The 20,909-nt window shown below is 41.2% G+C and carries 22 protein-coding genes; 9 read left to right on the top strand and 13 right to left on the bottom strand.

Features of this window, described 5'->3' with window-relative positions:
* The first annotated feature begins 5 nt into the window (after positions 1-5).
* The 3 genes from thrA to thrC are packed head-to-tail and all read left to right on the top strand — an operon-like array spanning position 6 to position 4,679.
* Positions 6-2,450 (top strand): bifunctional aspartate kinase/homoserine dehydrogenase I, encoded by a 2,445-nt coding sequence (gene thrA, locus IL356_RS15105; protein ID WP_121848361.1) that lies wholly within the window; start codon positions 6-8, stop codon positions 2,448-2,450.
* A 3-nt stretch (positions 2,451-2,453) separates the two neighbouring features.
* Positions 2,454-3,383 (top strand): homoserine kinase, encoded by a 930-nt coding sequence (locus tag IL356_RS15100; RefSeq protein ID WP_121848360.1) that lies wholly within the window; start codon positions 2,454-2,456, stop codon positions 3,381-3,383.
* Positions 3,384-4,679, top strand: a complete 1,296-nt coding sequence (thrC, locus tag IL356_RS15095; RefSeq protein ID WP_121848359.1) for a threonine synthase — start codon at positions 3,384-3,386, stop codon at positions 4,677-4,679.
* Between the two features lie 379 nt (positions 4,680-5,058).
* On the opposite strand, the gene IL356_RS15090 is transcribed toward thrC, so the two are convergent.
* Positions 5,059-5,526, bottom strand: a complete 468-nt coding sequence (locus tag IL356_RS15090; RefSeq protein ID WP_121848358.1) for a hypothetical protein — start codon at positions 5,524-5,526, stop codon at positions 5,059-5,061.
* Between the two features lie 120 nt (positions 5,527-5,646).
* Positions 5,647-7,263 carry an aminopeptidase P N-terminal domain-containing protein gene (locus IL356_RS15085; protein WP_121850660.1) on the bottom strand — a complete coding sequence of 539 codons (1,617 nt, stop codon included), beginning with the start codon at positions 7,261-7,263 and terminating at the stop codon, positions 5,647-5,649.
* A 130-nt stretch (positions 7,264-7,393) separates the two neighbouring features.
* On the opposite strand from IL356_RS15085, the gene gcvT reads away from it, so the two are divergent.
* The 6 genes from gcvT (at position 7,394) to IL356_RS15055 (ending at position 12,721) form a co-directional block, all read left to right on the top strand.
* Positions 7,394-8,479 carry a glycine cleavage system aminomethyltransferase GcvT gene (gcvT, locus tag IL356_RS15080; RefSeq protein WP_121848357.1) on the top strand — a complete coding sequence of 362 codons (1,086 nt, stop codon included), beginning with the start codon at positions 7,394-7,396 and terminating at the stop codon, positions 8,477-8,479.
* Positions 8,479-9,393, top strand: coding sequence for a glutaminase (locus IL356_RS15075; RefSeq protein WP_121848356.1), 915 nt, complete (start codon positions 8,479-8,481; stop codon positions 9,391-9,393). Before gcvT ends, IL356_RS15075 begins: the two co-directional genes overlap by 1 nt.
* A gap of 2 nt (positions 9,394-9,395) precedes the next feature.
* Positions 9,396-10,217 carry a sugar nucleotide-binding protein gene (locus IL356_RS15070; protein ID WP_121848355.1) on the top strand — a complete coding sequence of 274 codons (822 nt, stop codon included), beginning with the start codon at positions 9,396-9,398 and terminating at the stop codon, positions 10,215-10,217.
* Between the two features lie 93 nt (positions 10,218-10,310).
* Positions 10,311-10,598: a 4a-hydroxytetrahydrobiopterin dehydratase gene (locus tag IL356_RS15065; RefSeq protein ID WP_121848354.1), complete on the top strand. Its 288-nt coding sequence runs from the start codon at positions 10,311-10,313 to the stop codon at positions 10,596-10,598.
* Between the two features lie 105 nt (positions 10,599-10,703).
* Positions 10,704-11,414, top strand: a complete 711-nt coding sequence (locus IL356_RS15060; protein ID WP_121848353.1) for a YebC/PmpR family DNA-binding transcriptional regulator — start codon at positions 10,704-10,706, stop codon at positions 11,412-11,414.
* Positions 11,415-11,530: 116 nt separating this feature from the next.
* On the top strand, positions 11,531-12,721 hold the full coding sequence (locus IL356_RS15055) for a site-specific integrase (protein ID WP_121848352.1): 1,191 nt from the start codon (positions 11,531-11,533) through the stop codon (positions 12,719-12,721).
* 19 nt (positions 12,722-12,740) lie between these two features.
* Here IL356_RS15055 and IL356_RS15050 read toward each other — a convergent pair whose 3' ends face one another.
* The 11 genes from IL356_RS15050 to IL356_RS15000 all read right to left on the bottom strand — a co-directional run bounded on the left by IL356_RS15050 (position 12,741) and on the right by IL356_RS15000 (position 20,902).
* Positions 12,741-12,992: a hypothetical protein gene (locus IL356_RS15050; protein ID WP_121848351.1), complete on the bottom strand. Its 252-nt coding sequence runs from the start codon at positions 12,990-12,992 to the stop codon at positions 12,741-12,743.
* A gap of 26 nt (positions 12,993-13,018) precedes the next feature.
* On the bottom strand, positions 13,019-14,068 hold the full coding sequence (locus IL356_RS15045) for a relaxase/mobilization nuclease domain-containing protein (protein WP_121848350.1): 1,050 nt from the start codon (positions 14,066-14,068) through the stop codon (positions 13,019-13,021).
* A complete protein-coding gene (locus IL356_RS15040; protein WP_121848349.1) occupies positions 14,058-14,405 on the bottom strand; it encodes a plasmid mobilization protein in 348 nt (115 codons plus the stop codon). Before IL356_RS15040 ends, IL356_RS15045 begins: the two co-directional genes overlap by 11 nt.
* A gap of 170 nt (positions 14,406-14,575) precedes the next feature.
* Entirely contained in the window at positions 14,576-15,061 is a 486-nt protein-coding gene (locus IL356_RS15035) for a hypothetical protein (protein WP_121848348.1), read from the bottom strand.
* On the bottom strand, positions 15,058-15,846 hold the full coding sequence (locus IL356_RS15030; RefSeq protein WP_121848347.1) for a hypothetical protein: 789 nt from the start codon (positions 15,844-15,846) through the stop codon (positions 15,058-15,060). Before IL356_RS15030 ends, IL356_RS15035 begins: the two co-directional genes overlap by 4 nt.
* Positions 15,847-15,875: 29 nt before the next feature.
* The gene (locus IL356_RS15025; protein WP_121848346.1) at positions 15,876-16,913 is read right to left on the bottom strand and encodes a nucleotidyl transferase AbiEii/AbiGii toxin family protein; all 1,038 of its coding nucleotides are present in this window, start codon (positions 16,911-16,913) and stop codon (positions 15,876-15,878) included.
* Positions 16,906-17,508, bottom strand: coding sequence for a DUF6088 family protein (locus IL356_RS15020; RefSeq protein WP_121848345.1), 603 nt, complete (start codon positions 17,506-17,508; stop codon positions 16,906-16,908). Before IL356_RS15020 ends, IL356_RS15025 begins: the two co-directional genes overlap by 8 nt.
* Positions 17,509-18,140: 632 nt before the next feature.
* A complete protein-coding gene (locus IL356_RS15015; protein WP_192466563.1) occupies positions 18,141-18,941 on the bottom strand; it encodes a PRTRC system ThiF family protein in 801 nt (266 codons plus the stop codon).
* Complete coding sequence (locus IL356_RS15010; RefSeq protein WP_121848342.1) at positions 18,931-19,641, bottom strand: hypothetical protein; 711 nt, start codon at positions 19,639-19,641, stop codon at positions 18,931-18,933. Before IL356_RS15010 ends, IL356_RS15015 begins: the two co-directional genes overlap by 11 nt.
* Positions 19,641-20,684 carry a hypothetical protein gene (locus tag IL356_RS15005; RefSeq protein WP_121848341.1) on the bottom strand — a complete coding sequence of 348 codons (1,044 nt, stop codon included), beginning with the start codon at positions 20,682-20,684 and terminating at the stop codon, positions 19,641-19,643. The genes IL356_RS15010 and IL356_RS15005 overlap by 1 nt, the downstream gene beginning before the upstream one ends.
* A 2-nt stretch (positions 20,685-20,686) precedes the next feature.
* Positions 20,687-20,902 (bottom strand): PRTRC system protein C, encoded by a 216-nt coding sequence (locus IL356_RS15000; protein WP_121848340.1) that lies wholly within the window; start codon positions 20,900-20,902, stop codon positions 20,687-20,689.
* Positions 20,903-20,909: the final 7 nt, after the last annotated feature.

The following is a 20,909-nucleotide window of genomic DNA, read 5'->3' as shown; positions in this document are numbered from 1 at the left end:
TTTAGATGAAAGTCTTAAAATTCGGTGGCACTTCGGTTGCCAACGCTACCAATATCAACCTGGTCAAAGAAATTGTAGCTCATTCAGGTTCTAACAAAATAGTCGTGGTCGTTTCAGCACTCGGGGGAATAACCGATTTACTGCTCGATGCCGCTCATTTAGCGTCCTCACAAAGTGAAGGATACCAATCTGTTTTCAAGGAAATTGAAGACAGACATCTCAGCACGGTCAAAGAACTTATTAACATTAATTCTCAAAGTAAAGTATTAAGTAAGGTAAAAAGCGAGCTCAATTCATTGGAAACTTTGCTGGAAGGAGCTTTTCTAATCGGCGAAATCACTCCTCGCCTATCGGACAAAATAGTAAGCTATGGCGAACTATTATCGTCATATATCATTAGTGAATATTTTGTAGAATCAGGGCTAGACTGTGCATATGTAGACAGTAGAACCCTTATAAAAACAGACGACCATAACGAAAAAGCTTCGGTCAATTTTAAATTGACGAATCAAAATTGTCAAGAACATTTTGCAGAGGCCAAAAGCACTGTTTCCGTAATGGGCGGTTTTATCGCTTCTTCCGAAAAGGGCAACTCGACCACATTGGGGCGAGGTGGTTCAGATTATACTGCCGCTATCGTTGCTGCAGCCTTAGATGCAGCTGTGTTAGAGATTTACACTGATGTTAGCGGAATGTATACTGCCAACCCAAAATTAGTAAAACAAGCGAAGGCCATACCTCATATCTCATACGAGGAAGCTATGGAGCTTTCCCATTTTGGGGCCAAGGTTTTATACCCGCCCACTATACAACCAGTTTTAAGCAAAGGAATATCCATTCACATCAAGAATACTTTTGAGCCTAACAATGCCGGAACCCTAATTACTAAAAACAAGAACGAGAAAGGCAAAACCGTTAGAGGTATTACCCATGTGGGAAATATGGCCTTGCTTTCTCTTGAAGGCCCGGGTATGGTTGGTATTCCGGGTATTTCAAAGCGTTTTTTCGAGGTTTTGTCACAACATGACATTAGCGTCGTTTTTATTACGCAAGCCTCTTCTGAGCACTCTATCTGTGTTGGTATTTCAGCGAATGATATTGAAAAGGCCGTAGAAATTGTCAATGAAGCTTTTGAAGTTGAAATCGAAAGGGGAAAAATAAAACCTGCCATTGCCGAAACCGAATTGGCCATTATCGCCTTGGTTGGAGACAATATGAAAAAACACCAAGGTTTGAGCGGTAAAATGTTTAGTACCCTCGGGCGAAACAATGTTAATATTCGCGCTATTGCACAAGGTGCCTCCGAACGTAACATTTCGGCCGTAATCAATGAAGGAGATGTAAAAAAGGCCTTGAACGCCTTGCACGAAGAGTTTTTTGAAGAGAATGTAAAACAGCTGAACCTTTTTGTCATGGGTGTGGGTAACGTTGGTTCGAAATTCTTGGAACAGATTCGACAGCAGCGCTCTTATCTCAAAGAAAAATTGAAATTGAATATTCGAGTTATCGGAATATCCAATTCAAGAACCATGCACTTTGATGAGAACGGAATTTCCCTTTCCGATTGGCAAAACAAATTGAATAGCGGTGAAAAGGCCAATAAATCAAAGTTTTACGAGCACGTTCAAAAACTAAACTTCCGCAATAGTATTTTCGTCGATAATACCGCGAGCAGTGAAGTTGCTTCTACTTATAGTTCTTATTTAGGTAATAGCATTTCGGTGGTTACCTGCAATAAAATCGCCTGTTCATCAGAATTTGACAATTACCAAAATCTGAAGGATCTTGCCCGAGAATATAATGCGCCGTTCCTTTTTGAGACCAATGTTGGTGCTGGCCTACCTATTATTGACACTTTAAAACATTTGATAGCATCAGGTGATAAAGTATTGAAAATACAGGCCGTTCTTTCTGGTAGCCTGAATTTTGTATTCAATAATTTTAACGACCAGACTACTTTTCACGACATTGTTAAACAGGCTCAAGAAGAAGGCTATACAGAACCTGACCCGAAAATTGATTTGAGCGGTATCGACGTTATGAGAAAAATATTGATTTTGGCACGTGAAAGTGGCAATCGCCTTGAAATCGACGATATCAAAAACAATAGCTTTTTACCGGAAGAAAGCCTCAATACCGACAATAATGATGATTTCTTTGCCTCATTGAAGAAATACGAAAGTAGTTTTCAGGAAATGTTTGCCAAGGCTTCTGCAGCCAGTAGTAAGTTAAAATATGTGGCTCAATATGAAAACGGACAAGCAAGTGTAGGACTTCAAGAAATACCAAAAGGCCATGATTTTTATAATCTCGAAGGAAGTGACAACATCGTTCTTTTTTACACAGAAAGATACCCGAATCAACCTATGATTATTAAGGGTGCCGGTGCCGGTGCCGATGTAACCGCTTCCGGTATCTTTGCCGATATCATTAGAATAGGAAATTTCTAGATCATGAAAGAAAACGAATTACGAATTTTTTGTCCTGCTACCATTGCCAATGTTTCCTGTGGTTTTGATGTATTGGGGGCAGCCCTTGATTCGGTCGGAGATGAAATGGTCGTTAGAAAGGTTCCGGAGAAAGGAATTAAGATTACCAAGCTTGTCGGTCAAGATCTTCCTATGGAAACCAATCAAAATGTCGCTGGTGTGGCCGGTTTGGCCCTTTTGGCCGAGAGTGGTTCCAATGAAGGTTTTGAAATAGAAATATACAAGAAAATTAAGGCCGGCAGTGGCATTGGTAGTAGTGCAGCTAGCTCTACTGGTGCAGTGTGGGCTATTAATGACCTGCTCGGAAGGCCTTTTTCGACACTTGAACTGGTCAAGTTCGCTATGGAAGGTGAGCGATTGGCAAGTGGCGTAGCTCATGCCGATAATGTAGCCCCTGCCCTCTTTGGTGGTTTTACATTGGTTCGTAGCTATGAACCACTTGATGTTATACCCATTCATAGCCCCAGCGAACTTTATGCCACGGTCATTCATCCTCAGATAGAGGTGCGAACTTCCGACTCACGTAAAATATTAAAAACGCATATCAACCTGGCAGACGGGATCAAACAATGGGGCAATCTAGGAGGTTTAGTTGCAGGGCTTTATACGGAAGACTACGATTTGATAGGCCGCTCTCTGGTCGATCATATTGTTGAGCCCATCCGCTCTATATTAATTCCGGGCTTTGATAAGATTAAATCGGTATCAAAAGAAGCTGGGGCGCTAGGTTCTGGTATCTCAGGCTCAGGGCCAAGCATTTTTGCTTTTAGCAAAGGAGAGGCTACTGCCCAAAAAGTGGGGGAAGCCATGAAACAGGTCTATCAGAAAATCGGCATCGACTACGATGTTCATGTGTCTAAAATAAATTCTCAAGGAATAAAGATTTTACAGTAAATGAAATTCTATAGCTTAAATAAAAAAGCACCAGCGGTATCTTTCAAAGAAGCGGTGATTCGAGGGATAGCTCCCGATAAGGGACTCTATTTTCCTGAAAGCTTCACGCCTTTGCCCGACTCTTTTTTCGAACAGATTGAAGAGCTTTCAAAAGAGGAAATTGCCTTCAACGCCATTCATCAGTTCGTGAGCGAGGAAATACCGAACGATGAGCTTCGCGAAATCTTAAAGAACACCCTAGATTTTGATTTTCCGGTGGTAGAGATTGAAGAGAACGTAGCCACACTTGAGCTATTTCATGGCCCGACAATGGCTTTCAAAGACGTAGGCGCACGCTTTATGGCCCAATGTCTTGGGTACTTTTCGAAAGGCGAGAAGAATGAGGTAACGGTTTTGGTCGCTACTTCCGGTGATACCGGTGGTGCGGTTGCGAACGGTTTTTTAGGGGTAGATGGAGTTAAAGTGGTCATTTTATACCCTAGCGGAAAAGTCAGCGATATTCAAGAGCGTCAATTGACCACGTTAGGTCAAAACATTACAGCCTTAGAGGTTGACGGTACTTTTGACGATTGCCAAAAAATGGTCAAAACCGCTTTTTTAGATGATTCCATTTTAAGTGAAATGAAATTGACCTCGGCCAATTCGATAAACGTGGCTCGATGGTTGCCCCAAATGTTCTATTTTCTTTTTGCATATAAACAAGCTAAAAAGCAGGGAAAACCGATTGTCTTTTCTACACCCTCTGGTAATTTCGGAAACATCTGCGCCGGTCTGGTCGCTCAAAAATTAGGTATGCCGGTCGACCATTTTATTGCCGCTACCAATGTAAACGATACGGTGCCACAATTCATGGTTACCAAAGAGTATACGCCCAAACCTTCTAAAGCTACTATTTCTAATGCAATGGATGTAGGAGATCCGAGCAATTTTATTCGCATAAGGCACCTTTTTGATGATAATTTTGAAAAGCTCTCCGACAATCTGTCCTCCAGTTCTTTTACAGATGACGAGACCCGTTCGGCGATGTCAGCCATTTATGATAAAAGCGGTTACGTTGCCGACCCACATGGGGCTGTGGGCTATTTAGGCTTGAAAAAATACCAGGAAAATCATGAGGATACTTATGGCATTTTCCTTGAAACTGCCCATCCCGTTAAGTTTTTAGATGTTGTAGAGAAAACCATAGATAAAAAAGTGCCCATTCCCGAGCAAATCGAAAAGGTAATGGACAAGGAGAAAAAGTCTATCAAAATAAAGTCTTACGACGAGTTAAAAGGCTTTCTTTTAAATCAATAAAAAAGAGACCCCTTGCGGGGTCTTTTTTATTTTCTATTAAAGCAACTTAAATCAGTACGTTTTACCTGATAGGTAAATACGATATCAACTGAAAACCTATTAGTTAAAAGAAAACTTTCTGATAAAGAAGAGTTAATCTGAACTTAATGCTTATTAAGCTTCTTCTAAATAACTTAGAATGTAGTCATTAAATTAGACTAGTATGATTGCTATTTGGCAAATAACATTATTGATTTTAGCGATAATTTTGGTCTATTCTTTATACAAGCTTTTCAAAAAATCGAAACGAAAAGAATTTAGAGATGATTAATAAAAATAGCGGAATACCAATGTTACCTTAGAATTTCAACTTCAAAACCCAGAAGAACTCTATAAATCTTTAATTTACTTTTTTAAAAATTGCCGAAAAACTATAATTATTCCTACCTGAGTTATCCTTGAAAATACCGGTATTTTCAATAAGAAGCTGAGAATTCCGAACCTTGAGCTTCATCACATGCTCCGCATAATCTAAATGCCAAATGGCCATTGCGTGATTAAAGGGTAGTAGATTCGCTTCATTGTCAACGCTGTCGCTTATTAGAAAGAGTACTACTTCACCCAATTCACAATCTTTTGGAGCACATTTACCAAATGCTCGAACCGTTAGTTTACCTGAATTTTCAATAACCAGTCGAGTAACATTTTTAGAATTAGGGTCGGTATTGACCCACTCCCCTAAATATTCTTGGATTAACTTCTCTTTCAAATCCATTGCTTCCTGTCCCCAACCTGAAGTGGTCAACGTCACAGCCAGCACTAAAAATAAAATGAGGTTTGCGCTTGATTTAATTTCCGTACTTATCATAGTTCCCTATAAATATTAGTTCTGCCATGAGTCAATTTTCACGGAATCATCTTAGTCCTTTTGTTTATAATACAATTTAAACTCAATAAATCTTCTTTTATCCCTGGTATCAAGTTAAGATTAATCCAACTCGGGCAAATTAAATTTATCTAAAGGGCTTGGTTGTGCCATTATGGTCTCGATGGCCTCTGTAGTTCGGGGTGCCATAGCCGATAGATTATACGGCCCTTCCTCCGTAATCAAAATATCATCTTCAATTCGCACGGCAATGCCCCACCATTTTTTGTCACAATCGCTACCTTCAGGTATATAAATTCCCGGCTCAACCGTTATCACTGTATTCGGCTTAAAAGCCCTATAGGTGCCTTTATCATGAACATCAAGCCCCAAATAGTGCGAAGTACCATGAGGGAAATAAATACGGGCTTCTTCTTCCTTTTGAATAATTCCCAACTTCAACAAACCCTCGGTAACCACTTTACTGGCCGCCTGACCCGGAGCCTGAAAAGGAGCGCCAACGACACTGGCCATAATACCGGCTTCTTGAGCGTTATAAACGATGTCATAAATCTGCTTCTGCTCTTTGGTAAACTTTCCGTTGGCGGGTATGGTGCGGGTTACATCAGCTGTATACCCGTGATATTCCGCCCCCAAATCCATCAATACCAAATCATTGCCGACTTTTGGTTTATTGTTTTCAATGTAATGTAAAATGCATCCATTATTTCCTCCTCCAACTATAGAAGGATACCCTTCATACTCCGCACCATATTTTTTATAGACATATTCATGAACCCCTTGAATTTCAGTTTCCGACATATTTGGGTGCATGGCCTTCATCACTTCTACTTGGCCGACCGCTGAAATTTCAATGGCTTTTTTTAAGAGTACCATTTCCTCTTCAGATTTGGTTTCCCTAAGCGTTGCCATAATTTCACCCAATAGCGCCGAGTTCAGATTATGAGCCGATAGTTTTAATGACACTTTTTCTTTGATATCGGTTCTAGTTTCATCATTGGAAGCATTGACAAACCCGTTCAAAAGCTCATCTTCTTTTAGGCTTTCATCTCGATTTAAATACCTACCTAGAATCTGGGCAACATTAGCACTGTTTTCAACTTCGGTCGATTTGATCATCTGATACAACTGTTGCTTTCCTGCATCATAATCAGAAGGGTAGTTGGTCTTTGCCTTGAAACTGGTAATTAAATCGAATAAGTCGGCTTCGTCTCTAGAGTCTCGCACATCATTATCAAAATCAAAGAAAAGTACATTGTCGAAACTCTTTAAATCGATATTCGAAGTTGCGAACTCACTACCATTATATACTTTACTAAAACCTAAAAGTTCTTTTGCACCTTCAACTCCTAATCGTTTTCCATTCCATTGTTCGGCCCTGGGGTCTCTTTCTTGCACGTACAGAATTTCATTATAAGTGCCCTCTTGCCCATTTTGCATCTCAGAGAAAATCATTAAAACGGCATTAGGTTCATGATACCCCGTCAAATAATAAAAATCGGGATCTTGATGATAGACATAATCAACATCGTTGGCCCTATTTCTGACAGGGTTGGCAAAAAAAACGGCCACGCTATTTGGGGGCATCATTTCTCTTACCGCTTGCCTTCTTCCCTCGTGAAAATCAGCGGGCAAAAAATCGGTCGGCCTATCTTGGGCCTTTGCCAATTGCATTGATAAGGCGACGAGCACTAAGAGTATTATCTTTTTATAGTTCATAACGGTTATAATTTTCAGATGTACGTGTATTCTTAACTTTTTCAAATATTATGCTAAACATAACAAATTGAGCTTATTCAAAACCTAATTTATTCAATAGATTTGCACAACTCTAATATGCAAAGTTACAATGAAAAATACAGCCCTTACCTCAACACACATTGATTTGGGAGCTAAAATGGTTCCGTATGCCGGGTATCAAATGCCGGTTTCTTACGATGGCGTGAACATCGAGCATGAAACCGTAAGAAACGGGGTAGGCGTTTTTGACGTTTCGCATATGGGGGAGTTTTTAATCGAGGGACCGAAAGCATTGGAACTTATTCAAAAAGTAAGCTCTAATGATGCTTCAAAATTAACCGTAGGAAAGGCACAGTATAGTTACTTGCCAAATGAAAAAGGAGGTATCGTTGATGATTTGATTGTTTACCGAGTAAAAGACGAAACCTATCTTTTGGTGGTAAACGCGGCCAATATCGAAAAGGACTGGAACCATATTTCTAAATATAATACCGAGGTAGGTGCGGAAATGCGAAACATCTCCGACGGATTTTCCCTTTTGGCCATTCAAGGACCGAAAGCGGTCGAGGCCATGCAATCGTTAACCTCGGTAGACCTCTCTAAAATTAAATTTTACAATTTTGAAGTTGCCGACTTTGCAGGTATCGAGTATGTGATTATTTCAGCTACTGGATATACTGGTTCCGGCGGATTTGAAATCTATTGTAAGAACAGCGAGGTACAACAAATCTGGGATAAGGTTTTTGAAGCTGGTGCCGATTTCGGAATCAAACCGATAGGCCTAGCGGCCAGAGATACCCTACGACTGGAAATGGGCTATTGCCTTTACGGAAATGACATAAATGAAGACACATCACCGCTTGAAGCCGGTCTGGGATGGATTACCAAGTTTACCAAAGAGTTTGTCAACAGTGAAAATTTGCTCAAAGAGAAAGAAAATGGTGTAAAAAATAAATTGGTTGCCTTTGAATTAGATGATCGAGGTATACCAAGGCAAGGTTATGATATTGTAGATAATGATGGCCAAGCCATTGGCACCGTCACATCTGGCACCATGTCACCCAGCTTGAACAAAGGTATTGGCATGGGTTATGTACCGGCCGACAGGTCTCAAGTGGGTACCAAAATCAATATTCAAATTAGAAAGAAAGCGGTGCCGGCCACCATTGTAAAACTTCCGTTCTATAAAGTTTAATGATCGATTTTCAAGGTATATTACATAAAGTCTATTCAGAGATTGGCAACCGTCAAGAGCGGGGAAAAGTAGCCACCTATATACCTGAGTTGGGCGATATTGACATTAATAAGTTTGGCATTCATTTGGTCGATTCTGCAAAAAATGAATATTCAGAGGGCCATTCGCAAGAGAAATTTTCCATACAAAGTATATCGAAAGTATTGTCATTAACCAGGGCGCTAAGCCTAGTGGGCGAAAAACTATGGAGTAGGGTCGATGTTGAACCTTCCGGAGACCCTTTTAATCATCTATCCCTCTTAGAACAAGAAAATGGTATACCTCGTAACCCATTAATCAACGCAGGTGCCATTGTGGTTGCCGATGTTCTGGTATCTGAATTAAAAAATGCCAAAGTCGAATTTCTCGATTTTATAAGGAGGATTGCCAATGATCCCAGTATAGACTACAATCTAGCGGTTGCCAAAAGTGAAAAAAATACCGGATTTCGAAATTTCGCCGCTGCCAACCTTTTGAAATCTTATAGCAATCTCAAAAATAACGTTGATGAAGTGCTTGACTTCTATTTTCATCAGTGCTCATTGGAAATGAATTGCGCGCAATTGGCAGAAACCTTCTTTTTGTTCAGTAATAGAGGCCATTGCATACAAGACCAAAAGTTTTTAAGCGTTAATCAAGTAAAGAGAATCAACGCCTTGATGCTAACTTGTGGTTTTTATGATGAGGCGGGAGAATTTGCCTTCGAGGTAGGATTACCGGGAAAAAGTGGAGTCGGTGGAGGTATCGTAGCGTTATTACCGAACAAATTTACGGTAGCTACTTGGTCACCGGGCCTGAATAAAAAAGGGAATTCAAAGTTAGGTATGGAAGCTTTGGAAATGTTGACTACCGAAACCGGATTATCTATTTTTTAATTTTGGAAAGTAAGAGAATTTTAATCCTGGGAGGAAGCGGTTTTTTGGGCAATGCTATTTATAAAGAGCTTTGCAATTATTATGATACCTACGGCACCTACAATTCCGCTAGGCGGTCATTCGAAAACAACCAGCAGTTTTTAAGATATAATCTAGAAGAAGATGACGTTTTCACCATTTTGGAAAAAATCAAACCACACGTAATTATATCTGCCCTTCGCGGAAACTTCGCTTCTCAAATTCAGGCGCATCAGCATATAGTCGAATACTTGAACCAAAACGAATGTACGCTTTACTTTCTCTCGTCTGCCAACGTATTTGACGCTTACAGAAAATATCCCTCTTACGAAAACGACAAGACCTTATCTGAAAGCATTTACGGAAAGTTAAAAATCAAGATTGAAAACATGCTTCTCAGAATTCCCCAGAAAAAAATGGGCATCTTAAGGCTGCCCATGGTTTTTGGTAACGGGTCACCACGTATCAAAGAAATTAAAAAATTGATTTGGGACAATGAGCCTATTGAAGTTTTTCCAAATCTTGTTTTGAACGTTACCAATGATGACAAGTTAACGCAACAGATACATTACCTCATCAATAGAAATAAAACAGGTATTTTTCATTTAGGTAGTAAAGATTTGGTACATCATGAAGATTTTATCAAAGAGGTTGTTGATCGAATCGGTAAATTCAATCCTATCTACAAACGGGTCTTCACCTCTAATGAAGAACGCTATTTGGCCGTTCTGCCCAAAGACAATAAGCTGCCCAAGAATCTAGAAGTGACCTATCAAGATATAATCGACCATCATATCGTAGGCTAAAGCTTTACCATTAAATTCTTTCTTTATTAAGCCCCTAATCAACGTTCTTTTTAGTAGCTTCAAACAATACCTGAACATTTAAAAATTAATATCATGAAAAAATTATCCGATTCAGAAATAAATGAAAAACTTCAAGATTTAGAAGGGTGGGATTATAACAATGGTGCTATAGAAACTACTTTCGAGTTCCATAATTTTAAGGAGGCCTTTTCAACAATGACACGAATAGCCTTTGAATGTGAGGCGCAAAACCACCATCCGGATTGGCAGAATGTCTATAATACTCTAAGTATACGATTGAATACCCATGATGCCGACGGGGTAACTGAAAAAGACTTTAAATTGGCCAAATCTATTGAAGAAATCATCGAGAGCGAATAACAAGTCGTACTTATATAGATACAGTCAGAAGGTTTCTAGATAATTACGTGGGTAGTGAAACATTTTTTTAAATTTGCGTCCACTGAATAAATAGCACAGAATATTATGGGAAGAGCTTTTGAATTTAGAAAGGCCAGAAAAATGAAGCGTTGGGCAGCCATGTCCAAAGCATTTACCAGAATCGGGAAAGATATCGTTATGGCGGTAAAAGAAGGAGGACCCGATCCTGATGCCAATGCGCGTTTACGAGCGGTCATTCAGAATGCCAAGTCGGTCAATATGCCCAAAGATAATATTGAAAGGGCTATAAAAAGGGCCAGTGACAAAAACCTGGGTGACTATAAAGAAGTGCTGTTTGAAGGATATGCCCCCCACGGAATCGCCATTTTAATAGAAACTGCAACCGACAACAATACCAGAACAGTTGCCAACATAAGAAGTTATTTTAACAAGTGTAATGGCAGTTTGGGAACTTCCGGTTCTGTTGAATTTATGTTTGACCATACTTGCAACTTCCGAATCAATGCAGAAGGCCTAGACCCAGAGGAATTAGAATTAGAAATGATCGATTTTGGTGCCGAAGAAGTTTTTGTTGATGAGGATGGGATTTTAATTTATGCCCCCTTTGAAAGCTTTGGCGACATTCAAAAAGAACTGGAATCGCGGGAAATAGAAATTCTATCTTCGGGTTTTGAGAGAATTCCTCAGGTGACCAAAGAACTAGATGAAGAACAGACGGCAGATGTAGAAAAACTTTTGGAAAAAATTGAAGAAGATGATGATGTGCAGAACGTGTACCACACTATGCAGGAATAAATACGCTCACACCCCTTAAATACACGTAAAAGCCTCTATATCAATAGAGGCTTTTATTGTTTATAATCGTTTATATTTCATTATATTTATGCATATTCCGAACTAATACCGAACTAATGAATTTTAACTATTATCTTTCTACTTATTTAAAAAAGAACGGAACCCAATTAATCAGACTTAAAATTGAGACTTCTAAAAAGGATGTCCAGTATATTGACTCTGGAATATCTGTACTAAAAAACCAGTGGGACGACAAAAAGAAAAAAATAAAAAGGCATCCACTTGAAGAAAAACTGAACGCCAATCTCCAATCCTTATTGATCTCTGTTCAACAAATCTATTACAATAACAAAGGGATCTCGGCCAAACGCTTGCTTCTTCTTTATAAGAATAATAAGAAGTATGATACTAGTTCTTTTCTGGACTTCTACCAACAAATAGTCGATGAAGCTAGGTTAAAAGGTAAAATCCGCACTGCCAACACACAACAGAAGTACATCCAAAAACTAAAAAAATTCTCGAGCTACGTTTCATTCTCCGATCTTTCTGTACAATTCGCCAAGGATTATGAAAAATGGATGCTTGAAAAAGGGAATAAAATTAATACAGTCGCCTCGAATTTCAAGTCAATGTATGCAGTTCTAAATAAAGCAATGAAAATGGGTGTTATAAAGGAAAATCCTATAAGAGGCTATACAATAGTAACTGAGAATGTTGAAAAAGACTCATTGACTTTTGAAGAAATCACCAAACTTTCAGAATTGGAAATCCCTGTAAGATTCAAAGGGATGATCAAAGCCAGGGACATGTTCCTATTTTCCTTCTATACCGCTGGCATGAGATTTTCTGATATATGTAAGCTTAAATGGGAAAATATTGCAGGAAATGAAATCGTATATACTATGGGCAAATCCAGAACTAGAGCAGGTGCAAAAAGAACTTTGCCTTTGACTCCTAAGGCTGCGGCCATACTAGAAAATTATAAAGGCAGAAACAATACTTTTATCTTTCCTCCCCTTTATGGAATGGACAATAAAAATGCAGATGAAATAGAACACAAATTATATATTGCCAATAATGCTATAAACCGTTCATTGCGTAATGCTTGTGAAAAAGCAGAAATAGGAAAATGGGTGAATATGCATATGGCAAAACATTCCTTCGCCGACTTTGCGGTAAAGAAGGATACTGGGCTGTTATTGATCTCCAAACTATTGGGGCATACCAAATTGTCCACCACACAGCATTATTTAAAAGATTTTTACCATAAGGAAGAAGCAGAGGAAATGAATAGATTGTTCGGTTAAAGTGCTTTTGGTTCAATATTTAAACTACTTCATTTATAGTGATGTAATACCCTTTGTCCACTCTTATCGATATTTCCCCTTTTCTGAGTTTTTGATTGATCGAATAAATGTCTTCATAAGCATACAGGTATTTTTTGCCAACTTTGAAAAAACTGACTAATCCTAGATCCCGTAAAGCCTGCATGATCTGGCCATTGTACGATACACCAAGCTTTTCGCAAAACGCCTTACCGGTCAGATTAAGGGGTTGTATGTTTACTTGATTGCCCATTGAATTTTACGACACTCTGAATCGATTTATTTGTTCAATCCCTTTCTTTTCTTCTTTCTTTTAGACTTTTTTCTGGCACCATGGTCAGTAAGTTCCAGCTTAAAAGGATTCCATTCCGATTCATCCATTAAAGGCTCGACTATTCCATTTTCCTTAATTTCTCCCACATGACTTTTTGATTGTTGAGCAGAATTTCGAGTGCCTTTTGCAGTCCCATTATTTCTTGGTTCAACCTTGACTGTTCCTTCATCGTTTCCTTCGTCAGCTTGATCAGTTCCTCGTTCTTTTCCATTAGCCGATAATATAACTGAACGGTCTCTTGTTTGCTCATAATCGATTTGTTTTACAATACTGTTCCATGAGAATTTTTTACCTAGGGTACTGCCTTTATATACCACATCTTGATATTTGAAAGATATCCCCGAAACCCTGCCCGTAGTTTTGCTCACGTTAAATTTTGGCGAGATATTTTGCTCTTGTAGCAACTTGATAAATTCTGTTGTGTCCATTGCTTTTGAGATAGCCGGACCGATTCTCTCCTGTAGGACAAGCTTGATAGGTACATCGCCTGTTCTCAGGGTTTTCTCTATTTCCTTTTGGTCAAGTGATTTTTTTCCACCAATTTTTGTTGAAATTTGGGTCAATCCATATTTCCTTTCCAGATTATTGAGCACTTCCCGACTTCTTCTCTTAATGTTGCTATCATTTGTTATCCTGCCCGAATACCTGACCCTATTGGCCACTATATGGATGTGTTCGTGTTCCGTGTCCGTATGACGGTACATAATGAACTGGTTGTTATCGAAACCCATCTTCATTAGATAGTCACATCCGAATGAAGCAAACTCCTTATCGTTTAATTGATCTGAGTAGGGCAGGTTCAAGGAAACATGGAGGACCGCATTGCCCAATCTTGGCCGCAATTGCCTGATCAAATTGAATTCCTGTGTCATATTCACCGCTGTGGATTGTCCGATATTTGAATCGATCACATACCCTACACCTTCGCTTACCTTTTTTTCATTGTAGGCAAGAACACCGTAAAAATCCTTTCCTATGGTTATCTTACCTATCATTGTTCGCAATATTTGATTTGAGCTGTTGCAACAGCATTTTTACCTCCTCCAATTGTTTTATGATATTGAACGGGTCACGGATACCTGAGTTTGAGACCCTGGCAAGTTGGTTCAGGTTGTTTCCCACCCGGCTCAACTCGACAAAGAGTTTCCTGTCCAATGGGGTTATCTTTTTATTCGGCAAGGATTTTCCCGTACATTTTCTTCGGATATATTCGGCAACGGACAGCCCGATGGTTTCTGCATTAACGGAAACTTTGGAATGATCAGCAGCAGTCATCCTGACATTGACCTGTATTGTTTTTAATGACCCAAGTTCTTTTTTTGGCCTTCCCATTTCAAATGATTTAACGCATCACAAGGCAAACTGCAAACAAGGTGCGCAGGGTTTTTGTTAGCAAAAACACAACTTGCTACGTGACCTCCGATTAACTTAGGCCAAACCTAAAACATATCTCAAGTCAATAAGGGCTTTGCCGTACACGGAGTGTTGTACGGTAAATGGATTCAGCAGAGTTTAACGTCCTCGAAAAGGATTTTAAGGGAGGCCTCGGCTTCAGGAACCTGAAAGTACCTATGGGATTCCAACACGAGATGTTGTAGTGCGGATCTATAGCGTGCTTTGCCATGGGCGTTGTCCTCGTAAAAAGTACAGGGATCTTTGGGATGCACCTCCATGGGCGTGGTAAAGGATTTTACGTCCCTGTTCATATACTCGAATCGTTGGGAAGCCCTTCTGTGGATGCGATTAAGGGTAAGTTCTTTGGGGTATTTAGGGACATTGTAGTAGAGTTCCTCCAAGATTACGATAAAGGCCCGTCTGCGGGAAAGTTTCGGTTTCTGCGAAGCGATTCCGATGGCATTTTGCACATCGCGTACCAAACGCTCGGCCAATAGGACCTGTGATTGGGAATATTCCTTGCCGTTGACCTCGGGATGTTCCTTCTTGGCCAAATCTTCCAGATAGCTGAGCAGTTTTTCCGACGGAATCATAATTTAGGTCCGCCCCTGCGTTTGTTTATGTTTGGAGTTCGCTCTATAGCATTTACCAAGACCTTGGCAAGTTTTTCGGACCGAAGGGAGAGGCCGAGCAGGTGTTGTTGCACTATAGAACCCGCCAACAAATAATCGGCCATTGTAGTCTTCCCAGGCCAGAGCTTGGCCTTTACGACAAGATGTAGCAGTACTTGTTCGTGGGCATCGAGACTATAGCGTGCATTTTCCAGTTCCTTATCAAAATTTTTGAGATAAGCTTCGGGGCGTGGTTTCTTTTCTTTCACGGTTTTCTCCACTTTTTTCCATTGGGCCTGCGTCGAAAAACGCGCTGTTAAATAAGCTATGGAGAATCGGCCATATTCCCATTTTCGGTATGACGTAGCTTGGTCCAATAGTTCCATTTCTACAAAATCCGCTAGCGGTTCATTGGACAATGGCCGTTTCAAATCACATTCAATATTTTGGAGTGCTTCCAACTGTAACATCGCAGGACTATCCAGATTGTTCATCAGATGTCTTACAAAGGTTTGGGATAGGTCGAACAGCGGTTGTTTGCCTTCCAGAATTGCCTTTAACAGCAGTTCCCGTTGCCCTTCGGATACCTCGTCATAATGAAGCCCATACGTAAAGATGGCCGTGATGAGGGTTTTCAGTTGCTCGTCCGAAAGCGTGGTCTTTTTGTGGGAAGGGGAAAGACCATCCGGTTCACTGATGACCTCAACGAAAGACTGTCGGTCTATCGGCCGACTGAAATCCAGTACTTTATATAGGGTTTCCGACATGGTATAAATTTAATCAATATAGATTGTTCTCAACTTTTAGGCAAGGGAAATTCCACTCCCATTCTCCAATTCAAAGCGTTCATCTTTTCTAAAAATCCTTGGATTCCTTTGACCAAATCTTCATAGGCCGGCGAATCCCCATAAATCATTTGCTCTTGCATTGTTTTATAATCTGCCTTCCAATCCTCCCTATACTTAGGGGATGGGATGGGCCGTATATCTTGTGGTTGATGCAGATTATAATCGACCCCGCCAAGTTTTGTGAATACATACCTATGGCTTACTATGGTTTCATATAATCCTTGGTCATTAATGGCATTGGCCGCAAATTCTGTTTTCGATAATTGAAAAATATCGTACAAATGACGGCTTAGCCTATCTACCCTTATCTTTTCCTTGGGACGTTGGAATTCCTCATGCAATAGGAAAAGCTTTTCCAAAAAAGTCCTTTCAGGGGTTACGGATGGAACATTCACTGGAGGCTCGACAAATTCGGCATCGGGATATTCTTCATCAACAAAGGAGTTTATCGGTTTTAATCGAAAAGGTTCCCTTAAGGAGCGACAGCCAATCTCAACCTGCACCCTTGGTTGGATGTATCCGGGGGATTTGGTCAGAAATGGATAATAGATTTCTATGATACGGGGGTCTTGGTCACTTGATTCGGCCGGAATGATATTGAAACCCACATCCTTAAATCCGCCGTTCTTAAATCGCTGCTGCAACACTGGATAAAATTTCCCTGAAATATAGGAGCTGGTTTCTTTCCTCAGCTTGGTCAGCTGTTTTTTTGATAGCTCCCCTGAATATCCAAAAAATCCGCGGTCAACGGCAAGGTCGATATCTTCACTAAACCGATCTATCAGTTTCCAAGCCTTGCTTAGCGAGGTCCCTCCTTTAAAGACCAAATGTTCCGCTATCTCCATTTCAAAGATTACCTTTAATGCCTGGACGACCCACCAGTCTTTTTCAACCGCAAAATCAGGTATCCCCGTTTTGTTTTCTACATTTTTAAAGATGGCAAGCCTATCTTCTTTGGGTATATCGTAAAATGTCCTTTTATCCATTTTCCAAGCTCTTTTCCATAATTTTACGGATCCATGCCGGAGCCAATGCTATATCGTGAAGCAGGTCTTTTTGGTCTTCTTTTTTCAATAGGGCAATAATCTTTGCTTCTTCCTCGTCCGTTAATTGTTCCTTTCCTATCTCGCGAAGGGCCTGTATGACCAGTCTGCTTATCTCGCCCTTGGCCGATAAATTCTTGGGGGTGGTCTTCTTTAGTTTTATGCTTCGCTTCCCCAATTTTAATTCCCGGGGAGCTCCATCGGTAAGGAAGACAAGTTTCATGGGTACCTGTGTGCTAAGCCCCAACGCACTTAAAGCATATACCCCGGTAGGTACCAACCTGATCTTGTCCCTTTTGGCTATGGCCCTAGCAATCTCCTCTGCCGTTGGCAATACCTCTCCCACATATTTACTTATCTTGGGACGGACATAGATTCCTTGGGCCACTCTTTTTATATACCCTTCTTTTTCAATCCTATGGAGGGCCAACCGTATGGCTTCAGGTGAACCCAATCCCCGAAAATCATCGGGGAACACTAATTCTCCCTGCTCCTTTTTGGAAATGGATTTTTTTATTTTGGACTCAACACTCTGCATAACACATTCATCTTATCTGTAACAAATTTAGTAAATTTTTGTTACAGAATACCTTTGGCTATTAATCTATTCCTACAATAGTTGCCTTCAAATTTGTTTGCGTAAAAAACGGTAAAATATCTTAAATACGGGAACCAACGGTACACACACCGAACAAAGTTCTCGTACACTATGGAACTACAAAACACGTTCCGCAAAGGTATGGGACCCCGATAGGGGCTTCCATACGTTTGCATCCCGTTTCGAGGGGGTTGAAAATCAGTAGCCGGAAAGACGACCGAATGCGAGCCAGCGCAGCGTGCTCGCTCGGTCAGGCTTGAAGGTGGAGGGTTTTCAATTCCCGCAGAAACCATGGGGAGGGAGAGAAAAAGACGAACCAATGAGAACGATCATTCCAATGGTAAGATCAAGAATATGGCCTCGGCCATCTTTTAGCGATATAATATCCCCAGACCGATAGTTCCATTGCACCGAAGAGCCATACCAAATCTTTTATAAACGGGATACCGACCATGATGAAAAGAAAAAGTAGAAACGGTATTCTCAAAAAACGTTTGAGCCTGAGCATTCCCTGTAAAATAATCCACATAAAAATGATGAATCCCAAAAAGGGAAGTTTTTCGTAAAGAATTTCAAGCGATAGCATGTATATTGGATTTTATAGGGAGCGGATTCGTCCTGCCCGTTTCAAGGTTTACGAATGCCCCGTGATATTTGATTTTTTTGTTCACTAAAAGTTCGTAGAGGCAATGGACGGCCATCGACGACAGGGCATCATTGATGAACAGCGATTGTTCCTGCAACTTGTCCGCATAGCTACACCCTTTACCCTGTTCCACCTCATCCTCCATTTTTGATAGGTCGGGGAACAAATCAACGATATGATCTAACTTTTGTTTTTGCACCTCCCCATTCGAAGGCCGATCATTGTGTTGCAGATTTCCGAGGACATACTGACCAAAGTATTTCCCGTTGCCCAAATCCAACCAATAATGTTGGTTCTCATAGGGATAGGAACTTGAACGGGGATGTTCCAACACCTTTGCCAGTTCCAACCTAAAATCGGCACCGTCCACACAGCTAATGATCAAATTGGCGTGCAATCTTTTATCGTCCGCACCTATCCGTTCGGGAACGGCATCCCATTGCAGTCCGAAGGTATGGTTGACCTTGGTTACGGCACAAATGGCCTTGTTGCCCCCAACATCCTGTGGGGCGTACAACTGTCGGCCCACGTTCGAAGGCTGTACCATATCCCCGTCGAAAACGGTCACATAGATGCCTGGATGCCCTAACTGCACCAAGGCATGGTCGAGCCTTGCCAAACGTGCCAACACGAGGGAACCATTGCCCCCTGCCCCGACCAACGCAATGGTTATGGGATGGGTGGGAGCGAAAAAATAATTCGGGGCGTAGTGGTAATCAGTTTTCATAGACATGCTGTAAAAGTTGGTGGTTCGGGAGTAAAAGGGCTTCCTCGAAATGCATCGTCTCGTGCATCTGGAGCATCAACTCAGTGTAGTTTCCGTTCAGCAGATGGTCGTGGTTCGTATGGGTAAAAACCGACAGGAAAAATTGCTTTTCCACAAAGGCTATGATATCCTCATAAAAGTCCAAATGGCGATAGTGCAATGTCGCATCGCCCATGCACACCTTTCCAGAGGCATAGACGTTCATAAAAGGGGCATGGTAGAGCTCCGTGCCGTCATGGATCGGCTTTTTTCGTGTTATGGCAAAAACGGAAAGCGATTCCCCCGAAAGGGAAAATACCAATTTGGGTATGGGATATGTTCCCGTGGGTATGTCCAATTGCTCCTTAAAAAGAAGCCTTTCCACGGGTCGGTCACAAGACCAGACCAATTGTAACGTCCCCTTGTCCCTGAAATAGAGCAACGGTTTCGGCAATTGACCCTTAAAGGAAAACTCGCATCTGTCCACATCGACCAATTTGAGCATGTCCCTGACCATATCCATAGTAAGCGGAGACCCTGCCCCCAATTTCCCGTTTCGAACGGTATGCCTTGAGAAGTAACATTCGTCGCGTCCGTAGTAGCCATTTATGGCCTCATAACCTATGATGGCTATTTTGGGTTCAAAATGAAATTTCGGGTCGTGTAGGGTGTTTTCTTCCATCAGAGTTTTTTTAAGAGTTCGTTCAAACGGTCCATAAAATTGAAAACGGCATTTACCTGCCCTTCCTTCCGCATAACAAAGGACTTGGTCTCGTTCCCAACTGTGAGTGATGTGTCGTAAATGGTATGGGAGTAGCCGTACTGTGCAATCTCGTTTACAAAGTTGATATAGCCATTTTCCAATTGGGAATCCTCCCTATCCAAAAAGACGATCAGGTCGTCCACCTCCATATCCATATCGTCTTCCAAGAAACATAGGTTGGCAAAGGCATTGAAATCAATATTAGGGGCTTCCAACAGCAAATCCCGCATCATTTTGAACAAGGTGTTCTTTGGTCGGTAGCTTCGCATACAGGCCAACCAATCGAAATCCTCGTATTTAGAATAACCGGAGGCATGGGCCTCGATAAAGCACAGGACACATGGCCCCTCGGCACAACAATCGGTACCGGGGTCGGATTCGGATTCCGAAACTTCGAACGACCATTCGAGCAAACATTCCAAGAGGTAGCCCATCCGTTTGAATATATTGTCAAAGGGCAATGAATGTACAAAAGACAGCAGGGCAGCGAACAATTTTGGACTGCGGATTCGCAGCGAAAATATCGGGGCCATTGGAATCGCCCAAATATGGAGCGCCTCAAAAACAGGCTTCATGACAAGGATGCCATCATTTCCCTCTTGTGTGCATACCTCCTTTAACAGTGCATCGGGAATTTCCCTGTGCAATCGTTGCAATTGTCCGAAGAACCGCATTTCAGGGCAATCGTGCATCAATGCGATTTCTTTGCCCGTAAGCGTATCCAATGCATTTTTCGTCAGGATGCTTAGCGTGTCCCATCGATTTCCGTCGCCACCGTCGAATACCTCGAATCGGGGCAAGATGGGGATGGTCAGGTCAGAAAAAAACGATCCCCTTGTTGGATGTGCTTGGGTCTTCTTGTTCCCGATGACGGCCTCTTCCGCGAATCGAGAATGCCGAACAAGGCCTTGTGGAAGTGCGACAGTTCCCCTTTTGATGGTATGTGCTTCTTTTTCATTCATCGCTATCCTTTGGTTCCCGCTATGGTCTTGAACATAATTTCATGCCGACCGTCGACAATGCCGTTGTCCACGATCTTGGCGTTGGTCAATTCGGGATACACCGAGGCATAGTGGTCTTTGATTTGGTCAGGTGTCCAATTTGGGTCGATGTCGTCCAACAGGGATTCGCCCGAGACGTTCTTTAGCATAAATTTTCGTTCCAATCCTAATACTTCCATAGTGCTT

It is taken from the genome of Euzebyella marina, assembly GCF_014855515.1.
In the GTDB taxonomy this organism is placed as follows: Bacteria; Bacteroidota; Bacteroidia; order Flavobacteriales; family Flavobacteriaceae; genus Euzebyella; species Euzebyella marina.
This window is presented reverse-complemented; position numbering and strand designations above follow the sequence as displayed.

Bases quoted from the DNA above. Each gene is read 5' to 3' on its own strand.
- IL356_RS15055 (WP_121848352.1), top strand. From the start codon at position 11,531: ATGAATTTTAACTATTATCTTTCTACTTATTTAAAAAAGAACGGAACC.
- IL356_RS15015 (WP_192466563.1), bottom strand. From the start codon at position 18,941: ATGAAAACTGATTACCACTACGCCCCGAATTATTTTTTCGCTCCCACC.
- IL356_RS15050 (WP_121848351.1), bottom strand. From the start codon at position 12,992: ATGGGCAATCAAGTAAACATACAACCCCTTAATCTGACCGGTAAGGCG.
- thrC (WP_121848359.1), top strand. From the start codon at position 3,384: ATGAAATTCTATAGCTTAAATAAAAAAGCACCAGCGGTATCTTTCAAA.
- IL356_RS15100 (WP_121848360.1), top strand. From the start codon at position 2,454: ATGAAAGAAAACGAATTACGAATTTTTTGTCCTGCTACCATTGCCAAT.
- IL356_RS15090 (WP_121848358.1), bottom strand. From the start codon at position 5,526: ATGATAAGTACGGAAATTAAATCAAGCGCAAACCTCATTTTATTTTTA.
- IL356_RS15030 (WP_121848347.1), bottom strand. From the start codon at position 15,846: ATGTCGGAAACCCTATATAAAGTACTGGATTTCAGTCGGCCGATAGAC.
- IL356_RS15085 (WP_121850660.1), bottom strand. From the start codon at position 7,263: ATGAACTATAAAAAGATAATACTCTTAGTGCTCGTCGCCTTATCAATG.
- IL356_RS15040 (WP_121848349.1), bottom strand. From the start codon at position 14,405: ATGGGAAGGCCAAAAAAAGAACTTGGGTCATTAAAAACAATACAGGTC.
- IL356_RS15000 (WP_121848340.1), bottom strand. From the start codon at position 20,902: ATGGAAGTATTAGGATTGGAACGAAAATTTATGCTAAAGAACGTCTCG.
- thrA (WP_121848361.1), top strand. From the start codon at position 6: ATGAAAGTCTTAAAATTCGGTGGCACTTCGGTTGCCAACGCTACCAAT.
- IL356_RS15025 (WP_121848346.1), bottom strand. From the start codon at position 16,913: ATGGATAAAAGGACATTTTACGATATACCCAAAGAAGATAGGCTTGCC.
- gcvT (WP_121848357.1), top strand. From the start codon at position 7,394: ATGAAAAATACAGCCCTTACCTCAACACACATTGATTTGGGAGCTAAA.
- IL356_RS15010 (WP_121848342.1), bottom strand. From the start codon at position 19,641: ATGGAAGAAAACACCCTACACGACCCGAAATTTCATTTTGAACCCAAA.
- IL356_RS15045 (WP_121848350.1), bottom strand. From the start codon at position 14,068: ATGATAGGTAAGATAACCATAGGAAAGGATTTTTACGGTGTTCTTGCC.
- IL356_RS15060 (WP_121848353.1), top strand. From the start codon at position 10,704: ATGGGAAGAGCTTTTGAATTTAGAAAGGCCAGAAAAATGAAGCGTTGG.
- IL356_RS15020 (WP_121848345.1), bottom strand. From the start codon at position 17,508: ATGCAGAGTGTTGAGTCCAAAATAAAAAAATCCATTTCCAAAAAGGAG.
- IL356_RS15075 (WP_121848356.1), top strand. From the start codon at position 8,479: ATGATCGATTTTCAAGGTATATTACATAAAGTCTATTCAGAGATTGGC.
- IL356_RS15065 (WP_121848354.1), top strand. From the start codon at position 10,311: ATGAAAAAATTATCCGATTCAGAAATAAATGAAAAACTTCAAGATTTA.
- IL356_RS15035 (WP_121848348.1), bottom strand. From the start codon at position 15,061: ATGATTCCGTCGGAAAAACTGCTCAGCTATCTGGAAGATTTGGCCAAG.
- IL356_RS15005 (WP_121848341.1), bottom strand. From the start codon at position 20,684: ATGAATGAAAAAGAAGCACATACCATCAAAAGGGGAACTGTCGCACTT.